At 59.5% G+C, this 22,175-nt stretch carries 22 protein-coding genes; 8 read left to right on the top strand and 14 right to left on the bottom strand.

The window, feature by feature from the left end:
* Nucleotides 1–267 precede the first annotated feature (267 nt).
* From nifE to HQL98_07135, 8 genes are all read left to right on the top strand, one after another.
* Nucleotides 268–1,668, top strand: coding sequence for a nitrogenase iron-molybdenum cofactor biosynthesis protein NifE (nifE, locus tag HQL98_07170; protein ID MBF0271825.1), 1,401 nt, complete (start codon nt 268–270; stop codon nt 1,666–1,668).
* A complete protein-coding gene (gene nifN, locus HQL98_07165; protein ID MBF0271824.1) occupies nt 1,665–3,095 on the top strand; it encodes a nitrogenase iron-molybdenum cofactor biosynthesis protein NifN in 1,431 nt (476 codons plus the stop codon). The genes nifE and nifN overlap by 4 nt, the downstream gene beginning before the upstream one ends.
* Nucleotides 3,034–3,516, top strand: coding sequence for a hypothetical protein (locus tag HQL98_07160; protein ID MBF0271823.1), 483 nt, complete (start codon nt 3,034–3,036; stop codon nt 3,514–3,516). The genes nifN and HQL98_07160 overlap by 62 nt, the downstream gene beginning before the upstream one ends.
* A 29-nt stretch (nt 3,517–3,545) precedes the next feature.
* Nucleotides 3,546–4,013 (top strand): NifX-associated nitrogen fixation protein, encoded by a 468-nt coding sequence (locus HQL98_07155; protein MBF0271822.1) that lies wholly within the window; start codon nt 3,546–3,548, stop codon nt 4,011–4,013.
* A 94-nt stretch (nt 4,014–4,107) separates the two neighbouring features.
* Nucleotides 4,108–4,437 (top strand): ferredoxin III, nif-specific, encoded by a 330-nt coding sequence (gene fdxB / locus HQL98_07150; protein MBF0271821.1) that lies wholly within the window; start codon nt 4,108–4,110, stop codon nt 4,435–4,437.
* Between the two features lie 21 nt (nt 4,438–4,458).
* Nucleotides 4,459–5,610, top strand: a complete 1,152-nt coding sequence (gene nifV, locus HQL98_07145) for a homocitrate synthase (protein ID MBF0271820.1) — start codon at nt 4,459–4,461, stop codon at nt 5,608–5,610.
* An 82-nt stretch (nt 5,611–5,692) separates the two neighbouring features.
* Nucleotides 5,693–5,965, top strand: coding sequence for a BrnT family toxin (locus HQL98_07140; GenBank protein MBF0271819.1), 273 nt, complete (start codon nt 5,693–5,695; stop codon nt 5,963–5,965).
* A complete protein-coding gene (locus HQL98_07135; protein ID MBF0271818.1) occupies nt 5,925–6,185 on the top strand; it encodes a BrnA antitoxin family protein in 261 nt (86 codons plus the stop codon). Before HQL98_07140 ends, HQL98_07135 begins: the two co-directional genes overlap by 41 nt.
* Before the next feature lie 25 nt (nt 6,186–6,210).
* On the opposite strand, the gene HQL98_07130 is transcribed toward HQL98_07135, so the two are convergent.
* The 14 genes from HQL98_07130 to urtB form a co-directional block, all read right to left on the bottom strand.
* Nucleotides 6,211–10,515 (bottom strand): tetratricopeptide repeat protein, encoded by a 4,305-nt coding sequence (locus tag HQL98_07130; protein ID MBF0271817.1) that lies wholly within the window; start codon nt 10,513–10,515, stop codon nt 6,211–6,213.
* 13 nt (nt 10,516–10,528) lie between these two features.
* The gene (locus HQL98_07125; GenBank protein ID MBF0271816.1) at nt 10,529–10,903 is read right to left on the bottom strand and encodes a hypothetical protein; all 375 of its coding nucleotides are present in this window, start codon (nt 10,901–10,903) and stop codon (nt 10,529–10,531) included.
* Between the two features lie 169 nt (nt 10,904–11,072).
* The gene (gene nifA / locus HQL98_07120) at nt 11,073–12,656 is read right to left on the bottom strand and encodes a nif-specific transcriptional activator NifA (protein MBF0271815.1); all 1,584 of its coding nucleotides are present in this window, start codon (nt 12,654–12,656) and stop codon (nt 11,073–11,075) included.
* A 49-nt stretch (nt 12,657–12,705) separates the two neighbouring features.
* Complete coding sequence (ureG, locus tag HQL98_07115; GenBank protein MBF0271814.1) at nt 12,706–13,311, bottom strand: urease accessory protein UreG; 606 nt, start codon at nt 13,309–13,311, stop codon at nt 12,706–12,708.
* Nucleotides 13,312–13,394: 83 nt separating this feature from the next.
* Nucleotides 13,395–14,033 (bottom strand): urease accessory protein UreF, encoded by a 639-nt coding sequence (locus HQL98_07110; GenBank protein ID MBF0271813.1) that lies wholly within the window; start codon nt 14,031–14,033, stop codon nt 13,395–13,397.
* Between the two features lie 20 nt (nt 14,034–14,053).
* Nucleotides 14,054–14,554 carry an urease accessory protein UreE gene (ureE, locus tag HQL98_07105; GenBank protein ID MBF0271812.1) on the bottom strand — a complete coding sequence of 167 codons (501 nt, stop codon included), beginning with the start codon at nt 14,552–14,554 and terminating at the stop codon, nt 14,054–14,056.
* A 45-nt stretch (nt 14,555–14,599) separates the two neighbouring features.
* Complete coding sequence (ureC, locus tag HQL98_07100; protein ID MBF0271811.1) at nt 14,600–16,303, bottom strand: urease subunit alpha; 1,704 nt, start codon at nt 16,301–16,303, stop codon at nt 14,600–14,602.
* A 1-nt stretch (nt 16,304) separates the two neighbouring features.
* Nucleotides 16,305–16,610: an urease subunit beta gene (locus HQL98_07095; protein MBF0271810.1), complete on the bottom strand. Its 306-nt coding sequence runs from the start codon at nt 16,608–16,610 to the stop codon at nt 16,305–16,307.
* 52 nt (nt 16,611–16,662) lie between these two features.
* Nucleotides 16,663–16,965: an urease subunit gamma gene (gene ureA / locus HQL98_07090; protein MBF0271809.1), complete on the bottom strand. Its 303-nt coding sequence runs from the start codon at nt 16,963–16,965 to the stop codon at nt 16,663–16,665.
* A 24-nt stretch (nt 16,966–16,989) separates the two neighbouring features.
* Nucleotides 16,990–17,853: an urease accessory protein UreD gene (locus HQL98_07085; GenBank protein MBF0271808.1), complete on the bottom strand. Its 864-nt coding sequence runs from the start codon at nt 17,851–17,853 to the stop codon at nt 16,990–16,992.
* Entirely contained in the window at nt 17,819–18,511 is a 693-nt protein-coding gene (gene urtE, locus HQL98_07080) for an urea ABC transporter ATP-binding subunit UrtE (protein MBF0271807.1), read from the bottom strand. The genes HQL98_07085 and urtE overlap by 35 nt, the downstream gene beginning before the upstream one ends.
* 2 nt (nt 18,512–18,513) lie before the next feature.
* A complete protein-coding gene (gene urtD, locus HQL98_07075; protein MBF0271806.1) occupies nt 18,514–19,353 on the bottom strand; it encodes an urea ABC transporter ATP-binding protein UrtD in 840 nt (279 codons plus the stop codon).
* Entirely contained in the window at nt 19,350–20,492 is a 1,143-nt protein-coding gene (gene urtC, locus HQL98_07070) for an urea ABC transporter permease subunit UrtC (GenBank protein ID MBF0271805.1), read from the bottom strand. Before urtC ends, urtD begins: the two co-directional genes overlap by 4 nt.
* A 7-nt stretch (nt 20,493–20,499) precedes the next feature.
* Nucleotides 20,500–22,107, bottom strand: coding sequence for an urea ABC transporter permease subunit UrtB (urtB, locus tag HQL98_07065; protein ID MBF0271804.1), 1,608 nt, complete (start codon nt 22,105–22,107; stop codon nt 20,500–20,502).
* Between the last annotated feature and the right edge of the window lie 68 nt (nt 22,108–22,175).

The following is a 22,175-nucleotide window of genomic DNA, read 5'->3' as shown; positions in this document are numbered from 1 at the left end:
CCTTGATAGGGTTTTTGTGATCGTGCCACACATATCAGGTCAGCAAGAGCTGTGCCTAGCTTAATTAATTGATATATAATGATCTATTTATTACGATGCGCCGGCTTTGTGCGACAATGGGCGAACAATTGTCCGAAACCGGACCAAGGGGGGGATGTGGTCGGATTCCGGACAATCGATCACGGCAAAATATCAAAATAAATCAACTAATTGTCTCTGGCATAACCATTGCGATTTTCTGGTGGAACCCCATTTCAGGAGAGGCCCATGAAAAACGCCGAGATCGCCAGACTGCTGGAAGAACCCGCCTGCCAGCATCACACCCCGGACAAGACTACCTGTGGCAAGCTCAAGCCCGGTGCCACAGCCGGAGGATGCAGTTTCGACGGCGCGCAGATCACCCTGTTTCCCATCAGCGATGCGGCCCATATCGTTCACGGTTCCATCGCCTGCGCGGGGAGTTCCTGGAATGGGCGGGGATCGTTGTCCAGCGGTCCGGAGTTGCATCGCTTGGGGTTGACCACCGATCTGTCCGAACAGGAGATCATCATGGGGCGGGGCGAAAAGAAGCTGTTGTTCGCCATCAAGACCACGGTGGAACGGTGGCATCCGCCTGCGGTATTCGTCTATCAGACCTGCATTCCCGCCCTGATCGGCGATGATCTGGAGGCGGTGTGTCGCGCGGCGGGCAATGCCTTTGGTTTGCCGGTGATTCCGGTGGACGCTGCCGGTTTTTATGGCACCAAGAATCTGGGCAACCGGATCGCCGGAGAGACCATCTTGAAATATGTGGTGGGCACCCGGGAGCCGGACCCGGTGCCGCCCAGGTCGGAGATGCGCATCCACGCCATCAATCTGGTCGGGGAGTTCAATATTGCCGGGGAGTTCTGGCATGTAGCCCCGTTGCTGGACGAACTGGGCATTCGGGTGTTGTGTACCCTGGCCGGGGATACCCGCTATCACGAGGTGCAGACCATGCACCGGGCCGAAGTCACCATGCTGGTCTGTTCCAAGGCGCTGATCAACGTGGCGCGCAAGCTCGAAGAGCAATACGGCATTCCCTGGTTCGAGGGGAGTTTTTACGGCATGCGCGACACCTCGGACGCCTTGCGGCGCATGGCCCGGCTGACCGGTGATGCCGACTTGCAACAGCGCACCGAAACCGTGATCCAGCGGGAAGAGGCACGCCTGACTCAGGAACTGCTCCCCTGGCGTCAACGATTGCAGGGCAAGCGGGCGCTGCTGTACACCGGCGGGGTCAAGTCCTGGTCCGTGGTTTCCGCGTTGCAGGATCTGGGCATGACGGTGGTGGCGACCGGCGTGAAGAAGTCCACCCAGCAGGACCGGGAGCGCATTCAGGAGTTGATGGGGGAGGAGGCGGTGCTGATCGAGGAGGGCAATCCGCGCCTGATGTTGGATCTGTTTCGTCGGCAGCGGGCGGATGTGTTCATCGCCGGTGGGCGCAACATGTTTACCGCGTTGAAGGCCTGTCTGCCTTTTCTGGATATCAACCAGGAGCGGGAGCACGCCTACGCCGGTTACGCGGGCCTGCCGGAGCTGGCCCGACAACTGGACATCACCATGCACAGTCCGATCTGGGAGCGGGTGCGTCGACCGGCCCCCTGGGCGACCGCGACCGTGCCTGTCGCCACGGGAGAGACCCCATGACCACCCCTGTCCTCAAACGCAAAGCCCTGACCGTGCGCCCCTTGAAAACCAGTCAGACCGTCGGCGCGGTATTGGCCTTTCAGGGCATGGCCAACGCCATTCCGTTGTTGCATGGCTCCCAGGGGTGCAGCGCGTTCACCAAGGTCTTTTTTGTACGCCACTTCCGGGAGCCGATTCCGATTCAGACCACGGCTTTGGATCAGACCAGCACCATCATGGGGGCGGACGGCAACCTGATCGAGGCGATGGCCACTCTGGCCGCCAAGAGCGGGGCCGTCTTGATCGGGGTGGTGGCCACCGGACTGGTGTCCACCCAGGGATGTGATCTGCCACGGGTGATCCGGCATTTTCGGCAGGAGTATCCCCAATGGCGGGAGTTGCCCATCGTGCCGGTGGAGGCGCCGGATTTCACCGGATGCCAGGAGAGCGGTTACGGATTGGCGGTTCTGGCCATGGTGGAACATCTGATCACCCCGCGTCCCTGGAGGGCCGACGCCACGCTTCCCCGCGTCAACGTGTTGGCCGCCTCCAGCCTGACTCCGGGGGATCTGGAGGAGGTGCGGGATCTGTTGGCCGCGTTTGATCGGGAGGCGGTGTTTCTGCCCGATCTGTCCGACGCCCTGGATGGGCATCTGGCGGAAGGGGATTATCTCCCGGTTACCACGGGGGGTACCACGCTTGATTTTTTTAAAGAATTCCATCAATCCCAGGCCACCTTGGTGATTGGCCGCTCCTTGTTTCCGGCGGCGGAACGTCTGCAACAGCTTTGCCCCATGCCGGTGTTGCGGTTCGAGCATCTGATGGGGCTGGATGCCACCGACCGGCTGGTTTCCGCGTTGGCCAATTTGACCGGGGGCAAGGTGCCATCCCGTGTGGAGCGCTGGCGGCGGCAAATGCTGGACGCCATGCTGGATACCCATTTTCTGTTGGGGCAAAAACGGGTGGCCATGGCCGGGGAGCCGGATCTGGTGGCGGGATTTCATCAACTGTTCGCCGAAATGGGAAGCCACACCGTGGCCGCCGTGGTCCCGCATCGGTCATCGGGCCGCAACGTCGGGCCGGAGTTGACCGTGGTGGGGGATCTGGATGATCTGGAAAGAGTGGCCGTGGCGGAGAAAGCCGAACTGCTGGTGGGCAACTCCCAACTGGCGGAGACCGCCGCCCGGTTGCATCTGCCGCTGATGCGGGCCGGATTTCCCATCTTCGACCGTTTGGGCGGATTCCGCGAGGCGCGCATTGGTTATCGGGGCAGTCGCAATGCCCTGTTCGAGGCGGCCAACCGGCTGCTGGAGGGTGCCGCGCACGGGATTTCTCCTTACTTCAGCGGGTTGCGTTCCATTCCTGCGTCTCTTGGAGCGGTGAACGATGAGCAACGTCTGGCGTCGGTTGCGGGTTCATCATGGCCTGGAAGCCCCGGTCATGGGTGAACCCGCCGGAAAGGTGGCCTTTGCCAGCAGCGATCGGCAGCGGGTCGATGAGCATTTCGGCATGGCCACGGGTTTTGTGATCCACGAAGTGGCGTCGGACGGATATCGACTGGTGGAGGTGCTGCAATCCGTGGCATCGGACAGCCACAGCGGTCGGATCGGGGAGCGCGTTCGCTTGCTGGCAGGGTGTCGTCTGTTGTTTTGCGTGGCGATCGGCGAGGCCGCCAAACAGCAGTTGGCCACGGCGGGCATCACCGCCATGGTGGTGGAGTCGGGGGAATCGATTGCCACGCTGCTGGACAGACTGCAAGCGCATTCGGCCTCCCATGGGGAGAGTCTGACCCCTTTCAAGAAACCGCTCTCTTCCCAGGAGGCGGAGGATAAATTTTTGGCCATGCTGGCCAATGGTTGGGATGAATAACCTTAAACAAACCAGAACGGAGCCGGATCATGCAAGAGCAAGAGACCACCCAGTGGCAGGATGAAGCGTTGTTGTCCACCGATTTTTTCCAGGAGATGCGGCGTCAATTGCTCTCCCATGGTGGTGTTCGCGAGGGCATCTCGATGCACAAGATGCTGGAACCTTTTCTGGTGACTCCGGAAATGCGCCAATCGATTCCCATCGTCGGGGATCCCTCGCCTGCCACGTTGGGCCGGTTGCGCTGTTTTTACAACGCCATCGCGGTCCTCATCGAAAAAGAGTGCGGTCTCATGGCCCGGCCTTTGTTGGAGATGAACCCGGAAGGATTCGGCACTTTGCTGATCGTGGTGGGAAAACTGGTGGCTGTGGATCGGGTGTTGCGGGATGTGCATCGTTTCGGTTTCGCCGACCTGTCCCGCATGAAACACGAGGCGGACAAGTTGCTGGCCGTGGCGTTGCAGCGGATCGGGGAACATGGGGTCGTGGCTGGATTGTGAGCGTGATGACCCTATCCTGACCGCATCGCGACCGGAAGTGTGCGGATGAACACCCATGGCGAGCGTCGCGCGCCCGCAGCCCAAGGAGACGAGGATGACCGGAACGTTTGTCACCAGTTTGACCCGTGGCGGCACCCCCTGGATGCCCACCTTCATTACCCTGCTGGATGGAAAACGCTGTATCGGTTGTGGCCGATGTTTCAAGGTGTGTCCCCGTGAGGTGTTCGACCTAGTGGACCGGGATTCGGTGGCCGGTCTGAGCGGGTCGGAAGAAGAGGAGGATTGGCAGGATGACGGTTTCGACGATGATCCCCACATGGTGATGATCATCCACAACGCCGACGATTGCATTGGCTGCGCCGCCTGTTCCAAGGTGTGTCCCAAGCGGTGTCATACCCATGCCCCTTTGTCCAGGAACGGGTGATCCTTTCCGCAGGAGTCCGCCATGCCGCATCAACGACTGCCATCGGTGATCATCGACGATACCACCCTGCGGGATGGCGAGCAGAGCGCCGGCGTCTCCTTTACCCTGGAAGAGCGGTTGGCCATTGCCACCTGTCTGGATGCCATGGGGGTGCCGGAGCTGGAAATCGGCATCCCCGCCATGGGGCGCGAAGAGCAGGAGGAGATCCGCGCCGTGGCGCAACTGGGTTTGCGGGCGCGTCTGCTGGTCTGGTGCCGGATGCGCAGCGAAGAGATTCGGGCCTGCCGCCATTTGGGGGTGGGGTTGGTGGATCTTTCCATTCCGGTATCCGACCAGCAGATCCAACACAAGCTGAAAAAAGACCGGGCCTGGGTGTTGTCCCAGGTGCGACGGTGCGTGACCGAGGCGGTGGCAGATGGCTTGGCGGTGTGCGTGGGGGGAGAGGACGCTTCCCGGGGGGATCCGGATTTTTTGCTTCAGGTGATGGAGGTGGCTCAACAGGCCGGGGCGGAGCGGTTCCGGTTTGCCGACACGTTGGGCATCTTGGAGCCGTTCGGCCTGTATGAGCGGATGTCGCGGTTGCGTCGCGCCTCGGATCTGGATCTGGAGATGCACGCCCACAACGATCTGGGTCTGGCCACCGCCAACACCCTGGCCGCGATCCGGGCCGGAGTCACCCATGTCAACACCACGGTCAACGGTCTGGGAGAGCGGGCCGGCAACGCCCCTTTGGAAGAGGTGGTCGCGGCCCTGACCCGTTTTTCCGGCCAGCGGACCGGCATAGATCTGACGCAATTTCCCAAGGTTTCCAAGTTGGTGGAGCAGGCGTCGGGCATGACCCTTTCGCCTCAGAAAAGTGTGGTGGGCGAGCGGGTTTTTTCCCACGAGGCGGGCATTCACGTGGATGGACTGCTCAAGGATCCCCTCAACTATCAGGGCATCGACCCCCACGCGGTGGGTCGGGAACATCGTCTGGTACTGGGCAAACATTCGGGACGACACGGCATTCGCTGGGTCTACGCCAGCCTGGGCATCGACATCACGGCGCAGGAGGTGGATACCCTCCAATTGCAACTGCGTCACTTCGCCCGACGCCATAAACGGGTGCCCCGTTCCGAGGACTTGTTGAAACTCTATGATACGGTTGCGTGTCGGAGTGCGTGCCTGGGTTGAGCCTCGATCAATCGGGCAAAAGGAGGTCTCCGAGGTGTTTCATGGTTGAATTCCCGTCAAAAGACTCATTACAATGGAAGCCATGAAGATCACCTGCGACCCGGCAAAACGGGAAAAGACCCTCGTTGAACGAGGACTGGATTTTCTTCGCGCTCCAGAAATCTTTGTTGGTGAGCAGTATACACGTCTTGATGAACGCAGGGATTACGGAGAGCAACGTTTTGTTACGATAGGCGTTTTGGATGGACGGATGGTGGTTCTTGTTTGGACTCCACGGGAGCATGCCCGACATGTCATCTCACTAAGGAAGGCCAATGAACGCGAACAAACGAGATATCGAGTCTATCTGGATTGACCCTGATGATGCTCCGGAACTGACGGATGAGTGGTTCGAGCAAGCCGACCTTTATAAAGGCGGGAATCTGGTTCGCCGTGGCCGTCCCACAGACAGCCCTTCATCGATCGTTCAACTGGATTCCGACGTGCTTGCTGCCTTTCGTGCATCCGGGCAGGGATGGCAGGTCCGCATGAACAGCGTCTTGCGGGACTGGCTCAAGGCGCATTCGCCAGCGTAATACAATCGGGATACAGAGGTTTCGTTCACAGATTGAGCCCGTAAACTGCTGAAAATCTCGGCCACACGGCCTTGATTTGATTTTCGGTCATTCCTGCGAGAAGGTCTGCGAAACGCTCGTACAATGATGGAAATTCACTTTTGAGAAGATCCGCGACACGCTCGTACAACTCGTTCGCTTGGGTCAGGTCTCCGGCTTGGAGATAAGCGAGAATCATATTAGACGCGCCATTGGCGTGCTGCTTTCTCAGTGGGGCTTCGTCGGGATGGTCGACGGCCAGTTCAGATAGAGCCTCGTACATCTCGTGCGCCTGGATTAGATCTCCGGCTTGGCCGTAAGCGAGAATCAAATTGACCATGCTTTGGGCTTGCCATTCCCGTAGCGTAGCCTCGTCGGGATGTGAGGAGGCCAGTTTGGACAGGGCGTCGTACAGTTCCCGTGCTTGAGTTAGATCTTCAGCTTGGAAATAAGCGTTAATCAAATTGAATGCGCTCTTGGCTTGTTGCTCCCGCAGAGTAGCTTCATCGGGATGTAAGGCGGCCAATTTGGACAGAGCGTCATATATTTCCTGCGCCTGAGTCAGATCTCTGGCTTGATCATAAGCGAAAATCAAATTGACCGCGCCCTTGGCATGCAACTCCCGCAATGTGGCTTCATCGGGATGGTCTGCCGCCAGTTTAGACAGTGTGTCGTACAGTTCATGCACCCGGGTCAGTTCTCCTGTTTGGCGATAAGCGGGAATCAAATTGACCGCGCTACTGGCGTGCAACTCCCGCAGGGTAGCCTCATCGGGATGGTCGGCGGCCAGTTTGGACAGGGAGTCGTACAGTTCACGCGCTTGGGTCAGATCTCCAGCTTGGCAATAAGATAAAATTACATTGATGGCGCCTTTGGCTTGTTTCTCCCGTAGCGTAGCCTCGTCGGGATGGTCGGCGGCTAGTTTGGACAGGGAGTCGTACAGTTCACGCGCTTGGGTCAGATTTTCGGCTTGGCAATAAGCGTGAATTAAATTGGTCGCGCCCTTGGCGTACTCCTCCCGTAACGTGGCCTCGTGGGGATGTTTGGCAGCCAGTTTGGACAGAGCATCGCACAGTTCATGCGCCCGGATCAGATCTCCGGCTTGGCTATAAGCGAGAATCAAACCGACCGCACCTTTGGCTTGCCATTCCCGTAGAGTAGCCTCGTCGGTATGTTTGGCGGCCAGTTTGGACAGGGCGTCGTACAGTTTCCATGATTGGGCTAGATCTTCGGCTTTGCCATAAGCGAAAAACAAATTGAATGCGCCATTGGCTTGTGACTCCCTCAATGTAGCCTCATCGGGATGTGAAACAGCCAGTTTGGACAGGGCGTCGTACAGTTCCTGCGCCTGGGTCAGATCTCCAGCTTGGGTATAAGAGCCAATCAAATTGACCGCGCCCTTGGCCTGTTCCTTTCTCAGCATGGCCTCGCCGGGATGATCTGAGGCCAGTCTGAACAGGGCATAGTATAGTTCTCGCGTCTGGATCAGATCTCCGGCTTTGCCATAAGCTCTAATCAAATTGACTGCGCCCTTGGCTTGCCATTCCCGCAGCGTAGCCTCGCCGGGATGTGAGGAGGCCAGTTTGGACAGGGCGTCGTACAGTTCCCGTGCTTGAGTTAGATCTTCAGCTTGGAAATAAGCGTTAATCAAATTGAATGCGCTCTTGGCTTGTTGCTCCCGCAGAGTAGCTTCATCGGGATGTAAGGCGGCCAATTTGGACAGAGCGTCATATATTTCCTGCGCCTGAGTCAGATCTCTGGCTTGATCATAAGCGAAAATCAAATTGACCGCGCCCTTGGCATGCAACTCCCGCAATGTGGCTTCATCGGGATGGTCTGCCGCCAGTTTAGACAGTGTGTCGTACAGTTCATGCACCCGGGTCAGTTCTCCTGTTTGGCGATAAGCGGGAATCAAATTGACCGCGCTACTGGCGTGCAACTCCCGCAGGGTAGCCTCATCGGGATGGTCGGCGGCCAGTTTGGACAGGGAGTCGTACAGTTCACGCGCTTGGGTCAGATCTCCAGCTTGGCAATAAGATAAAATTACATTGATGGCGCCTTTGGCTTGTTTCTCCCGTAGCGTAGCCTCGTCGGGATGGTCGGCGGCTAGTTTGGACAGGGAGTCGTACAGTTCACGCGCTTGGGTCAGATTTTCGGCTTGGCAATAAGCGTGAATTAAATTGGTCGCGCCCTTGGCGTACTCCTCCCGTAACGTGGCCTCGTGGGGATGTTTGGCAGCCAGTTTGGACAGAGCATCGCACAGTTCATGCGCCCGGATCAGATCTCCGGCTTGGCTATAAGCGAGAATCAAACCGACCGCACCTTTGGCTTGCCATTCCCGTAGAGTAGCCTCGTCGGTATGTTTGGCGGCCAGTTTGGACAGGGCGTCGTACAGTTTCCATGATTGGGCTAGATCTTCGGCTTTGCCATAAGCGAAAAACAAATTGAATGCGCCATTGGCTTGTGACTCCCTCAATGTAGCCTCATCGGGATGTGAAACAGCCAGTTTGGACAGGGCGTCGTACAGTTCCTGCGCCTGGGTCAGATCTCCAGCTTGGGTATAAGAGCCAATCAAATTGACCGCGCCCTTGGCCTGTTCCTTTCTCAGCATGGCCTCGCCGGGATGATCTGAGGCCAGTCTGAACAGGGCATAGTATAGTTCTCGCGTCTGGATCAGATCTCCGGCTTTGCCATAAGCTCTAATCAAATTGACTGCGCCCTTGGCTTGCCATTCCCGCAGCGTAGCCTCGCCGGGATGTAAAATGGCCAGTTTGGACAGGGAGTCGTACAGCTCACGTGCTTGGGTTGGATTTCCAACTTGGAGATAATCGTTAATCAAATTGAAGGCGCCCTTGGCGTGCAACTCCCGCAGAGTAGCCTCGCCGGGATGCGCGGTGGCCAGGGCGGCGAGTCGATCCAGCAGTTTCTTGGCCTTCTGGGTATGAACCCCGGCAAAGTTGATGACATTGACCACAGTACGTGCCCAGAACTCTCGAATCCAAATAGAATGATCCTCCGGCAAGGCCATGAGCGGCCACAAGGCTGGGTGGTCCGGATAGTCCTGGGCGCAGCGCGACAGGGTTTCAAAAGTCTCGATTGGGTTGATTTTCCAGGAAGTGGTGAGAAGTTTGGCGCGCAGGTCGCATTTTCTTTTATCCAGTCGGGGATTGGCCTGGGTTGGCTGCAACTCTTGCAGAACAAAAAGTTCGCCGATCAGGTCAGGTTCCAGGGGAAAAAGACGCGACTGCTCAGCGTTCATGGCGTGACCAGTCAGATGCAAGGAGCGTTCGCTCCAAGGCGGATTCTGGATGTTCACGGCCTGTTCCAGTCGGGTCAGGAGTGTCTCCGGCAAGTCCTCCCGAAGCGTATCAATCCCGCCGCACAGGGTTGCCACGATCAACAGAGGCAAATCCGAATCCAGTTGCACGCCCCCTTCTTGCCAGCGGTGTTTTTCGCGTTCCAGGATGTCTGAGACCAACTCCTTTTTGTTCCAGGTGAAAGCCGCAGTTGCGTTATGTTGCAAGGCATCGGCCAGTAACAGAGCATACAGGGGACGTCCGTCTATCTCCAATCTCTCCAGAAGCGCGCGCCACTTCTGTTGGGGCAGACGTTTGCTTCCCGGCCATTGGTTCACCACTTCAACCAGTTGTTCCATGGAAAGTGGTGCCAACTTCAGTGCTTTTTCTCGGTGTTTGTTGCCCGTAATGACACTTCTGCTGTAGCCATCCTCTCCCAGAAATTGTTTAAACCAGTCGGCCTCTTCCCCTTCGCGTTCCAGCAGCAATAATCGCACCTTGGCATTATCTGCATACTTCCGGGTGGCCAACCTGCACACCAGTTCGCTCATTTCTTTGGGTTTGCCAAGGACGTAATCCGCAATCAGAAGGACCGGTTTGCTCGGCCAATCCTGCGGTGGTTCGTTCAGGAAACGAACATTCTGCTCCCATGTCCGATTGCGACCCAGAAAACCTGCCTCCCATCCCTGCTTTTGGCACTCCAAAGCGGTTTCGAGCGCCAGACGGCTTTTGCCCAGGCCTCCCGCGCCCACAACCAGCCACCACTTGAATGGCTCTGGACCTTCCAGGAACTCACGCAATTGTGCCTGTTCCACTTCCTTACCGATCATTTGCATCTTTTGGGAGGTATAACGGAATCGGGTAATATCTTTGGAGACTTCCTGGGTCACACCCGGAGGCAGCAACTGCAATTCCAGGCGCAGAGGAGGTGTGGTACTTTCTGAATTCTTATTCTTATTAACAATAATAACTTTTGATTTTGTTGCTTTTATTCTATTATTTATTCTGTTTGTCATGATATCGCTCTCTTTAGTTGGATATGTTCTTTGAGACAATTTTATTGTGTTTAGATTCTTTCAGTCTGATTTTGTTTCTAATCTCGTTTTTCACATTCGTCCCGCCATGATTTTTCATCAGTTCGCTCAAAGCAGAGGCCAGTTTCATAATCTCGGCATCGCGATCCAGCCCGCTGGCAGCGATTTCTTCTTGCAAGGTCAGTTTACGGCCATCGGAAGCAGGGTTTTGTTCAACCCCTTGCAAGGCGGTGACCACGGCGTGTTGCTCACCGAACAATTGTTTGATCTTGCCTTTCAAAGCATCATAGGCATCCGAAACCATCTGTCCTCCGACCTTTCCGGCAATGGCGGGGATTGCGGTTATAATAGCAGTGGAAATCGGATCCATGTTATAGCCCCTTTCGGTGTTGATAAGGATATTGGAGTGCATTTGACCATATTACCACCAATGTATTGGGTTGGCCAATAAAAAATAGATGGCAGGTCCATGTCCTTCGGGATGCGGGGCGAGAGGCGGATTATCGGCAGTGAAGTTCAATCATTCCGGCCACACGGCATCAAAAGGTCTCGGTCTCGATGCCGAAGATCTTGATGCGATAGGCGATCTGGCGGGGGGTCAGGCCCAGCAGGCGGGCGGCTTTGGCCTTGACCCAGCCGGTCTTGCGCAATGCCTGGATCACCCGTTCCTTTTCCCCTTCCCCCATCTCCTCTTCCCCTTCGGTTTCCGGCAGGCGGAACGCCGGTGCGCTGATCACCGAAGCGGGTTTGATCTCTCCCAGCGCCGTGGCGAAAACGATGCTGTCCGGCAGCAAAATGTTGCCTTCGCTCATCACCGCCGCCCGTTCCAGGCAGTTTTCCAGCTCACGCACATTGCCCGGCCAGTCGTGTTGCAACAGCAGGCGCATGGTGGCGTCCGTGATCACCAAGCGTCGTCCCTGCCGTTTGGCGATGCGGGCCAATAAAAAACGGGAGATTTCCGGGATGTCCTCCTTGCGGGAACTCAAGGAGGGCAGGGTGATGGTCATGACATTCAACCGGTAATACAGATCCTGGCGGAACAATCCCCGCTGCACCGCCTCTTCCAGATTGCGATTGGTGGCCGCGATGATGCGCACATCCACCCGCAGGGTCTGCTCGCCGCCCACCCGCTCGAACTCCCCTTCTTGCAACACCCGCAACAGCTTGGCCTGAAACGTGGGGGAGATTTCTCCCAACTCGTCCAGAAACAAAGTACCCCCGTGGGCCAGTTCAAAACGACCGCGCCGGATCCCCACCGCGCCGGTAAAAGCCCCTTTTTCGTGACCGAACAGTTCCGATTCCAACACGTTGTCCGGCAGGGCGGCGCAGTTGAGCTTGATAAAGGGCAGCTTGGCCCGGGGCGAGTTGAAATGAATGGCATGGGCGATCAACTCCTTGCCGGTGCCCGACTCCCCGCGCAGCAATACCGTGGTGTTCCATTTGGAGACCATGCGCACCTGATCGAACACCTGACGCATGGAGGCCGAACGTCCGATCACGTTGTCGAACCCGTAACGGTTGCGCACTTCCATGAGCAGCCGATCCCGGTGTTCGGCGAGATTGCGTTTTTCCTCTTCCACCTTGCGGGCCAGCAGGATGCTTTGCACCAATAAATGGCTGACCATCTCCAGAAACCAGGCATGGTGCATCAATTTTTCCGCAGCCATCAACTTCGGCTGCACCGCCAGCACCCCGACCAACTCCTGCTCGCCGATGCGGATGGGAACGCCGATGAACGGCAGATGACGCTCCAGCAAGCCACATTTGTTCAAGAAACGGGGTTCGTCCCCGGCGCGGGGAACCAGAATGGTGCGTCCGGCGGCCAGCACCGTTCCCAAAACCCCCTCCCCGGAGCGGTAACACACATCGCACATGGATTTGGTGCCCATGGGTGCCATGGCGTTGATGACCAAAGAGCCGGAGGAGAGTTCCACCAGGGTGATGGTGGCGATTTCCATGTCGGCGTAACGATGCAACGCCTCGGCCACGCTTTGCATGGTGCGTCTGGGGTCGGCGGACAACTGCAATGCCTGACCCACGTGAAACAGGGCGCGCAGATAGGTGGTCGTGACCGATTTTTCCGAAAAGATGACATCTTCGGTAAAAGGTTCCAGAATCTCCATATTGAACGCCCTCCATGATCAAGCGTGATTCCTGATGCGGTCTGGAACGTCAAGTCAATCCTCTGCTCTCCAAAAACGCGATGATCTGTTCCACGCCTTCTCCGGTTTTCATGTTGGTGAAGACAAAAGGACGCTCTCCGCGCATGCGTCGGGCATCCCGATCCATCACCTCCAAAGAGGCGTTGACCAGGGGGGCCAGATCGATCTTGTTGATCACCAGCAGATCCGAACGGGTGATGCCCGGCCCGCCCTTGCGGGGGATTTTGTCTCCGGCGGCCACATCGATCACATACAAGGTCAGATCCGCCAACTCGGGACTGAAGGTGGCGGCCAGATTGTCTCCTCCGGACTCCACCAGCACCACCTGCAAATCCGGAAAACGCCGGATCAGACGGTCAACCGCCTCCAGATTGATCGAGGCATCCTCCCGGATGGCGGTATGGGGACAGCCGCCGGTCTCCACCCCCAGAATCCGTTCCGGGGGCAGGGCCTGATGCCGGACCAGAAATTGGGCATCTTCGGCGGTATAGATGTCGTTGGTGACCACCCCCAGGCTCAAGCGTTGCCGCAACCGTTGACACAAGGCCAGAGTCAACGCGGTTTTGCCGGACCCCACGGGTCCGCCGATGCCGATGCGCCATACCGGATCTTTCATGATTTTTTCCATTCTCCCGCGTCATGCGACCATTTCAGGAACGAAATTCTCTGAGGAACAAAACGTTGAGGAACGACATGGCTTCAAGAACGAAACAGGCGGCAATACTGGGTTTCGTGACCGCTGGAAGCCAACGCCACTCCCGGGGCGTAGCCGTTCCAGAGGGGTTCTTCCAAAATGATGGCGGCCCGGGCCAGATCAGGAATCAATCCTCCCAGACGCCACAACAGCCTCTGTCCGGCGGTCTGACCCAAAGGCACCAGCTTGATGGCCGCCATCACCTGATTTTCGCTCCAACTCCACAGATAGCCCCCCACCGACGCGCTTTCATCGATCTGCCAGCGGTTCGCCAACAAGGCCCACACCGCCGGGAACGAAAGGGACTCCTCATCCGCGACAAAATCCGCTTCTCCCAACGCCAACGCCAGACGAAACAACGAATATCCCATCTGCACGGTTTCGGCCCGCAGCTCTCCGGTCTCCCGGCTGGCGATGAACCAGTCGTTCAACTCCCGAAAGCGGTCCGTGTCGCAGTCGTTCGCCGCCCGTTGCAAGGTGGCCAGCATGGGCGCCTCGAAACCGGCCATCGGGTGGCGCAGGATCCCTTCCACCCAGGCCAACGCCGTGGCCTCGTCCCGGATCCAGCCCTGTTCCACGGCCCACTCCATCCCTTGGGAGTAGGTGTAGGCCCCCACGGGCAAGGCGGGGCTGGCCAGTTGCATCAGTCGGATCAGAGGCGTGTTCACGCGAACTCGTGGATGTGTTGTCCAGGGGCATGGCGATCGGATGTACCGGAATCGTGGCCATGTCCATGGCTGTGTCCGTGTCCATAGGCTCCGCGTTCCGGCTCGAAAGAGGCCTGCACCCGGCTCACCCGACACCCCAGCCCCTCCAGCATGCCCATCAGGATGGGGTCTTCCGGCAGCCGGATACAATCCGGACCGATTTCCACCGACCCATGCCGATTGCCTAAATGATAGGCCGCCCGGGTCAAGGCCAGCCCATGGTCGGCCCGTACCTCCAGCAGCGGCTCTGGCGCCGCGACCACCCGCAGAATGCGGCCATCGTCGCTCGACAACAGATCCCCATGGCTCAAGGTGGTGCCATGGGGCAGTCGCAACGCCAATACCTCCCCGTCGGGCAGATGGGTGTGCAGACGGCTGTGACACCGTTGCCCCCAGGTCAAAGGCAGGGCAAGATCCGTGGAAGCGTTTTCGGGCGCGAAGGCGCGAATCGTGATCATGGGTTGTGTCCGCCATGGTTTCGTTAAGGTGACGGGTGAAACGCATCAAAACAGAAAATAACGTTGCGCCATCGGTAGTTGAGCCAGGGGGGCGCAGGTGAGGATCTCGCCATCGGCCCGCACCCGATAGGTCTCTGGATCCACCTCCATGCGCGGGGTCAGACCGTTGTGGATCATGTCGGTTTTTTTCACGCTGCGGCACCCTTGCACCGCCACCAGGGATTTCTTCAATCCCAGTTCCTGAAGCGCCGGGTTGTCCAAGGCGGCACCGGAGACGAACGTCACGGCGCACCGCACCGCCGCTCCCATCGCTCCGAACATGGGACGGAAATAGACCGGCTGGGGCGTGGGAATCGAGGCGTTGGGATCTCCCATGACGGCGGCGGCGATCATGCCGCCTTTGAGGATCAGGGTGGGTTTGACCCCGAAGAAGGCCGGTTTCCACAATACCAGATCCGCCAGTTTGCCCACGCTCACCGATCCCACCCAATGGCCGATGCCATGGGCCAGGGCCGGATTGATGGTGTATTTGGCCACATAACGCTTGGCCCGGAAATTGTCGTTGCCCGCCTGACGATCCTCGGGCAGGGCGCCCCGTTGTACTTTCATCTTGTGGGCGGTCTGCCAGGTGCGCAGAATCACCTCACCCACCCGACCCATGGCCTGGGAGTCGGACGAGAGCATGGAAATGGCCCCCAGATCGTGCAGAATGTCTTCGGCGGCGATGGTTTCCCGCCGGATGCGGGATTCGGCGAAGGCCACATCCTCGGCGATGGCCGCATCCAGATGGTGACACACCATGAGCATGTCCAGATGCTCATCCACGGTGTTCACGGTATAAGGCCGGGTGGGGTTGGTGGAGGAGGGCAGGACATGGGCCTCCCCCACGGCCCGCAGGATGTCCGGCGCGTGGCCACCTCCGGCGCCTTCGGTATGAAAGGTATGGATGGTCCGCCCCTTGAACGCCGCCAGGGTGGTTTCCACGAATCCCGATTCGTTGAGGGTGTCGGTGTGGATGGCCACCTGCACATCCATTTCGTCGGCCACGGTCAGGCAACAGTCGATGGCCGCCGGCGTGGTGCCCCAATCCTCGTGCAATTTCAGTCCCATGGCGCCGGCCCGCACCTGTTCCCGCAGACCTTCCGGCAGACTGGCGTTGCCCTTGCCCAAAAAGCCCAGATTCATCGGGAACGCCTCGGCGGCTTCCAGCATGCGATGGATATGCCAAGGCCCCGGCGTGCAGGTGGTGGCGCAGGTGCCCGCCGCCGGACCGGTGCCCCCTCCCAGCATGGTGGTGACGCCGCTGTAAAGCGCCTCTTCCACCTGCTGGGGACAGATGAAGTGGATGTGGCTGTCGATGCCCCCGGCGGTGACGATCAACCCCTCGCCGGCGATGATCTCCGTGGCCGGACCGATCACCACCGTCACGCCGGGTTGAATGTCCGGATTGCCCGCCTTGCCGATGCCGGCGATGCGCCCCTGACGCAAGCCGATATCCGCCTTGACGATGCCCCAGTGGTCCAGGATCAAGGCATTGGTGATCACCGTATCCATCACCGCGTCAGACAGCCGTTGGGATTGCCCCATGCCATCCCGGATCACCTTGCCGCCGCCGAATTTCACCTCCTCGCCGGGAATGGTGAAATCCGACTCCACCTCGATCCACAGCTCCGTATCCGCCAGCCGGATCCGGTCGCCGGTGGTGGGACCGTACATCTCCGCGTAAGCCTGTCGGGAAATCGTGGCCATTTTACAAGGCTCCCATCACCTGAGCGTTGAAACCATACACCCGCCGTTCTCCCGCCAGGGCCACCAAAGGTACGGTGCGTTTCTGTCCCGGCTCGAAGCGCACGGCGGTGCCGGCGGGAATGTCGAGGCGGAATCCCCGACTGGCCGTCCGGTTGAAATCCAATGCGGCGTTGACTTCAAAAAAATGAAAATGCGATCCCACCTGAATGGGCCGATCCCCCCGGTTGGCCACCACCAGGGTGCGTTTTTCCCGGTCCGTGTTCAGTTCGATGGTGCCGGGGCGGATATCCAGTTCTCCAGGAATCATGGGGCGGACCTCTTTTTGATAAGATGATTATGGCAAGTGGAGTCAGGAACACTCACACGATGGGGTGATGCACCGTGACCAGCTTGGTGCCATCCGGAAAGGTGGCTTCCACCTGAATTTCCGGGATCATTTCCGCCACCCCGTCCATCACCTCGGCGCGGGAAAGCAGGGTGGTGCCGTAGCCCATCAAATCCGCCACGGTGCGCCCATCCCGCGCCCCTTCCAGAATCGCCGCGCTGATGTAGGCCACCGCTTCCGGATGGTTGAGCTTCAGGCCACGATTCTTGCGGCGTTCCGCCAGCAGACCCGCTGTGAAAATGAGCAGTTTGTCCCGTTCGCGAGGGGTCAGGTCCATGGTCTCTCCTTACGTTAATTCGATTTACGTATTCCAGATTCGCGGCAAAACCCCGGTTCGCCCCGCCACCAGGGGGCGCAAAGCCTGCCAGAGCGCACGCAACCAGTGGCGCAAGGTTTCGCTGTCGTGACCCAGGGCGCGGGCCAGCAGCATCCGGGGTAGACGGGTCACCCCGGTGCGCAGGCCATCGGCAACCGGGATCCGACGACACACCTCAAGCCATTCGGGGTCGATCTCCACCCCGGCCACCATCAGGGTGCCGGTCACGCCGTGCCCTCCCAAACCGGCATCGGCCATCATCCAGGGGGATCCGCCGATGATCGCCCCCTGTTCCCGCCAGAGGGTGCCTTCCGGGGTGAGGACGCGGCTGTCCAGCGTCACCCGGCCCCGGTCGAACCGTTCCCCGCCGGCCCGGCGTCCCAGACACAGCATCTCCAGGCCCATGAAAAGCGCGCCGCTTTCCAAAGTCACCGCCATGCCCAGTCGGGCATCGCAGCCGTCGAACAGGATGTTCTCCTGGGGCAGCCACTCCAGAATCGCTCCTTTGGCCAATCGCGCCCGAAGCGTCTGGGAGGCGGATCCTGTCTCGCAGCGATACCACTTGCCCGCGCCGGGGGTGGTGAGCAACAGATGGCTGTCGGCTTCCAGGGTCAGATCCAGGGTCAGGGCGTCCCCAGAGACCAATCCACCCGGCGGATGCAGCAGCAACAGATGACACACCTCCCGGCCTTCGGGATACAGCGCCTTTTGCACCAGCAGCGGTCCGTGATGATCCCGTCGGGAAAGCACCGTGCCGTTGTCCCGACGGCTCAAGGTCAGCGTCAGACCCGCCGACCAGCCGGGGGGAGGATCTTCACACCGCGAGTCGTTGTCGCGCGCCATCGGCATCCATCTGGTCTCCTTTGCCCCGCAGGACCACCTCCCCCCGTTCCATCACCAGATAGTGATCCGCCAAGGAACGGGCGAAATCGTAGTATTGCTCCACCAGCAAAATGGCCATCTCCCCGCCGTCCGCCAAGGCGCGGATCACCTTTTCGATCTCCTTGATGATGGAGGGTTGAATCCCTTCGGTGGGTTCGTCCAGAATCAACAGGCGTGGTTTGGCCGCCAGAGCGCGACCGATGGCCAGTTGCTGTTGTTGTCCCCCCGAAAGATCCCCCCCCCGCCGTCGGCGCATCTCCCACAGCACCGGAAAGGTTTCGTAAATCTTCTGGGGAATCGGGGTGCCCGCCGGTCGGCTGGCCAGCCCCATGAGCAGGTTTTCTTCCACGGTCAGACGGGGAAAGATCTCCCTGCCTTGGGGCACATAGCCCATGCCTCCCCGCACCCGCAGATGGGAAGGGGCCATGGTGATCTCTTGTCCCTGAAAATGGATCGTGCCCCCGCGTACCGGCACCAGACCCATCAGGCAGCGCATCAGGGTGCTTTTGCCCACCCCGTTGCGTCCCAGCAGGGCGGTCACCTGACCCGGCGGCACCGTGAAGGTCAGATCCCGCAGGATGTGACTGCCGCCGTAAAACTGGTTGAGATGGTCCACGGTGAGCATGATCAGCGTCCCAGATAGACTTCGATGACCCGAGGATGATTCTGCACCTCTTCCATGCGGCCTTCGGCCAGCACCGACCCTTCGTGCAGCACCGTGACCCGACTGGCCAGTTTGGCGACAAAGGCCATGTCGTGTTCCACCACCACCAGCGAATGGCGTCCCGCCAAAGAGGTGAAGAGTTCCGCGGTGTGTTCGGTCTCTGCGTCGGTCATGCCCGCCACCGGTTCGTCCAGCAGCAGCAGTCGGGGATCCTGGACCAGCAGCATGCCGATTTCCAGCCACTGTTTCTGTCCGTGGGAGAGCAGACCCGCCTGCACGTGGGCCAGATGGGTCAGGCGGATGGTGCGCAACGCCTCGTCGATCCGGTCGCGGGTGAGGCCGTCCAGCCGGGCGCGCAGGCTGTGGCGTACCCGTTTGTCGGTTTTGACCGCCAGTTCCAGATTCTCGAATACGGTGTGACGCTCGAAAATGGTGGGTTTCTGGAATTTTCTGCCAATGCCGGCGTGGACGATCTCCGGTTCGCTCATGCGGGTCAGGTCCAGGGTCTGGCCGAAAAAGACCGTGCCGGAGTCGGGTCGGGTTTTGCCGGTGATCACATCCATCATGGTGGTTTTGCCCGCGCCGTTGGGTCCGATGATGCAACGCAACTCCCCGGCGTCGATGGTGAGGGTGAGCTGGTTCAAGGCGCGGAAACCGTCGAAGGAGACCGTCACCCCCTCCAGGTAGAGAATCACCTTGTGGGAGATGTCCAGGGTGTCGGGCACCAGCAGATGACCCAGATTGGCGGAGCCGTAATCCTCGTCGTTGGGGTGGGTGGCGGGGGTGATGGCGGCAGGCGTCATGATGTTTTGTCTCCGTTCAAGCGGGACCACAGGGAAACGACCCCTCCAGGCAGCCACAAGGTGACGGTCACGAACAGCAATCCCAGGAAAAAGAGCCAGTATTCGGGAAACGAGACGGTGAACCAGCTTTTGGACAGGTTGACGGCAAAAGCGCCGATGATCGGTCCGATCAGGGTGCCCCGTCCTCCCACGGCCACCCAGATGGCGATTTCGATGGAGTTGGCCGGGGACATCTCGCCGGGATTGATGATGCCCACCTGGGGCACATACAAGGCACCCGCCACGGCGGTCATGAGGGCCGAAAGGGTCCAGGCGAACAGTTTGTACCACAGGGGCTGATAGCCGATGAACATCACCCGGGATTCGGCGTCGCGGATGGCGGTCAGCACCCGTCCGAATTTGCCGGTCACCAGATGGCGGCACAGCAGCAGACAGGCGATCAGCATGGCGGCGGAAAGGGCGAACAGGGTGGCCCGCATCTCCGGGGTGGTGATGGAAAATCCGAGGATGCGTTTGAAATCGGTAAAGCCGTTGTTGCCCCCGAATCCGGTTTCGTTGCGGAAGAAGAGCAGCATGAAGGCATAGGTGAGTGCCTGGGTGATGATGGAGAAATAGACCCCCTTGATGCGGGAACGAAAGGCGAAATAACCGAACACGAAAGCCAGAATGCCGGGCACCAGCAGCACCAGGGCCAAAGCCACCCCCAGATGATCGCTGCCGCTCCAGTACCAGGGGAGTTCCTTCCAGTTGAGAAAGACCATGAAATCCGGCAGTTCGGATTGATAGACCCCATCCGTGCCAATGGCGCGCATCAGGTACATGCCGAAGGCGTACCCTCCCAGGGCGAAAAACAGCCCATGTCCCAAAGACAGGATGCCCGCGAATCCCCAGATCAGGTCCATGGCCACGGCCACGATGGCGTAACACAGGATTTTCCCCCCCAAGGTGACGGCATACCCCGACACATGCAGCGGGTGGGAGGGAGCGGTACCCAGATGCAAGGCGGGGATCACCACCACGGCCAGCAGGGCGAACAGGGCCAGACCGGTCCAGCCCATGCGGGTCAGCAACGCGGGTCGGGGCGGCGGCGGAAGATCGGGGAGGACAATGGGCAGGGAAACGGGCCGGGAGTCGCTCATGGGGATTTTAATGCTCCGCCTGACGACCCTTGAGGACAAACAGTCCCTGGGGGCGTTTTTGAATGAAGACGATGATGAAGACCAGCATGAGAATCTTGGCGATCACCGCGCCCACCCAGCCTTCGAGCGCCTTGGCGGCGATCCCCAATCCCAAAGCCGCCCACACCGCTCCGGCCAGTTGTCCGACGCCACCCAGCACCACCACCAGGAAGGAGTCCACGATATAGCCTTGTCCCATATCCGGTCCCACGTTGGCGATCTGGGAGATGGCCACCCCTCCCAATCCGGCGATGCCCGCGCCCAGGCCGAAGGCCAGGGTATCCACCCGACTGGTGGGTACGCCCACGCAGCCGGCCATGGGTCGGTTCTGGGTGACGGCCCGCACGAACAGCCCCAGGCGGGTGCGGTTGAGCAATCCCCAGGTCAAAGCCAATACCAGCAAGGCCAACACGGTGATGACGATCCGGTTCCAAGGCAGCACCACGCCGGGCATGGGCATCACCCCGCCGGACATCCACGACGGATTGGCCACCTCCACGTTCTGGGCGCCGAACAAAAGCCGCACCCCCTGGATCAACATCAAGGAGATGCCCCAGGTGGCCAGCAACGTTTCCAAAGGACGACCGTAGAGCCAGCGGATCACGGTGCGTTCCATCACCACCCCCACCAGTCCGGTGATGACGAAGGCGGCGGGAATGGCCGCCAGCAGGTAGGCGTCCAGCAGTTCCGGCAGATGGGCGCGAAACTGGGTTTGCACCGCGAAGGTGGTATAGGCGCCGATCATCAGCAGTTCGCCATGGGCCATGTTGAGAATGCCCATCACCCCGTAGGTGATGGCCAGCCCCAAGGCGGTGAGTAGCAGGATCGATCCCAGCGAAATCCCGGAAAACAGACTGGCGACCGCCTCCCCCACGGCCAGACGTCGACTGACCCGATCCAGGGAGGTTTTGGCCTCCTTGCGCACGTTGTCATCCGGTTCCTGGGTGTTTTGGAGCAGTCTGGTCAGAGTCACCTTGACCGTGGGGCTGGAGCTGTCGCCCAGGGCGCGCACGGCGGTCAGGCGTTGGGCGGGGTCGGGACTGTTCAGCCGGGACAGGGCCAGTCCCAGGAAGAGATAGTCATGAATCTCCGGATCCTGTTCTTTTTCCATGGCCCGTTCCAAAACCGCCACCATCTCGGGAGTGGCGCGGTTTTGCAAGGCGACGGCGGCTGTCAGGCGCACCTCCCGTTTGGCGTCGAACAGCCGCAGCAAGGCCAGCGCCGCTTGAATCTCCCGGCGAATGCGGTTGTTGATGGAGACCATCTCCATGGCGGGCAAAGGTGGTGTGAGGGTGGTACCGGTGGACAGATCCACGGTGATCCCTTCGGAGTGGCGCAACAGGCGATCGTTGGCCACAGCCAGGGCGTCTTCCGCCATGGCCTTGAGTATCCCTTCCACCTTGGGATCACCGCTGGCCACCAGTTGGCGGATGGCGCCGATGCGGGAGTCGAAATCGCCGCTGGCCAGCATGCGCGCCAGTTGAGGATCCCACTCCGCGTGCAGCGGTGGAATCCACAGCAGCAGCCCAAACCAGAAAAACCCGAGGAACCGTATGGCGAAAACCGAGCGGGGCATTGTTTTTGTCCTGGAGATCAATTTCAAAGAGGGATCATCCGGATCGTGGAGCGCCTTGTTGACCGTAT

The sequence above is a fragment of the Magnetococcales bacterium genome (genome assembly GCA_015231755.1).
Classification (GTDB): Bacteria; Pseudomonadota; Magnetococcia; order Magnetococcales; family Magnetaquicoccaceae; genus Magnetaquiglobus.
Note: the sequence above shows the minus strand (reverse complement) of the source record. Positions and strands in the feature narration are given on the sequence as shown.

What these genes read in the sequence shown, in the direction of transcription:
- nifE (MBF0271825.1), top strand. Translation starts at nt 268, where the DNA reads ATGAAAAACGCCGAGATCGCCAGACTGCTGGAAGAACCCGCCTGCCAG.
- nifN (MBF0271824.1), top strand. Translation starts at nt 1,665, where the DNA reads ATGACCACCCCTGTCCTCAAACGCAAAGCCCTGACCGTGCGCCCCTTG.
- HQL98_07160 (MBF0271823.1), top strand. Translation starts at nt 3,034, where the DNA reads ATGAGCAACGTCTGGCGTCGGTTGCGGGTTCATCATGGCCTGGAAGCC.
- HQL98_07155 (MBF0271822.1), top strand. Translation starts at nt 3,546, where the DNA reads ATGCAAGAGCAAGAGACCACCCAGTGGCAGGATGAAGCGTTGTTGTCC.
- fdxB (MBF0271821.1), top strand. Translation starts at nt 4,108, where the DNA reads ATGACCGGAACGTTTGTCACCAGTTTGACCCGTGGCGGCACCCCCTGG.
- nifV (MBF0271820.1), top strand. Translation starts at nt 4,459, where the DNA reads ATGCCGCATCAACGACTGCCATCGGTGATCATCGACGATACCACCCTG.
- HQL98_07140 (MBF0271819.1), top strand. Translation starts at nt 5,693, where the DNA reads ATGAAGATCACCTGCGACCCGGCAAAACGGGAAAAGACCCTCGTTGAA.
- HQL98_07135 (MBF0271818.1), top strand. Translation starts at nt 5,925, where the DNA reads ATGAACGCGAACAAACGAGATATCGAGTCTATCTGGATTGACCCTGAT.
- HQL98_07130 (MBF0271817.1), bottom strand. Translation starts at nt 10,515, where the DNA reads ATGACAAACAGAATAAATAATAGAATAAAAGCAACAAAATCAAAAGTT.
- HQL98_07125 (MBF0271816.1), bottom strand. Translation starts at nt 10,903, where the DNA reads ATGGATCCGATTTCCACTGCTATTATAACCGCAATCCCCGCCATTGCC.
- nifA (MBF0271815.1), bottom strand. Translation starts at nt 12,656, where the DNA reads ATGGAGATTCTGGAACCTTTTACCGAAGATGTCATCTTTTCGGAAAAA.
- ureG (MBF0271814.1), bottom strand. Translation starts at nt 13,311, where the DNA reads ATGAAAGATCCGGTATGGCGCATCGGCATCGGCGGACCCGTGGGGTCC.
- HQL98_07110 (MBF0271813.1), bottom strand. Translation starts at nt 14,033, where the DNA reads ATGCAACTGGCCAGCCCCGCCTTGCCCGTGGGGGCCTACACCTACTCC.
- ureE (MBF0271812.1), bottom strand. Translation starts at nt 14,554, where the DNA reads ATGATCACGATTCGCGCCTTCGCGCCCGAAAACGCTTCCACGGATCTT.
- ureC (MBF0271811.1), bottom strand. Translation starts at nt 16,303, where the DNA reads ATGGCCACGATTTCCCGACAGGCTTACGCGGAGATGTACGGTCCCACC.
- HQL98_07095 (MBF0271810.1), bottom strand. Translation starts at nt 16,610, where the DNA reads ATGATTCCTGGAGAACTGGATATCCGCCCCGGCACCATCGAACTGAAC.
- ureA (MBF0271809.1), bottom strand. Translation starts at nt 16,965, where the DNA reads ATGGACCTGACCCCTCGCGAACGGGACAAACTGCTCATTTTCACAGCG.
- HQL98_07085 (MBF0271808.1), bottom strand. Translation starts at nt 17,853, where the DNA reads ATGCCGATGGCGCGCGACAACGACTCGCGGTGTGAAGATCCTCCCCCC.
- urtE (MBF0271807.1), bottom strand. Translation starts at nt 18,511, where the DNA reads ATGCTCACCGTGGACCATCTCAACCAGTTTTACGGCGGCAGTCACATC.
- urtD (MBF0271806.1), bottom strand. Translation starts at nt 19,353, where the DNA reads ATGACGCCTGCCGCCATCACCCCCGCCACCCACCCCAACGACGAGGAT.
- urtC (MBF0271805.1), bottom strand. Translation starts at nt 20,492, where the DNA reads ATGAGCGACTCCCGGCCCGTTTCCCTGCCCATTGTCCTCCCCGATCTT.
- urtB (MBF0271804.1), bottom strand. Translation starts at nt 22,107, where the DNA reads ATGCCCCGCTCGGTTTTCGCCATACGGTTCCTCGGGTTTTTCTGGTTT.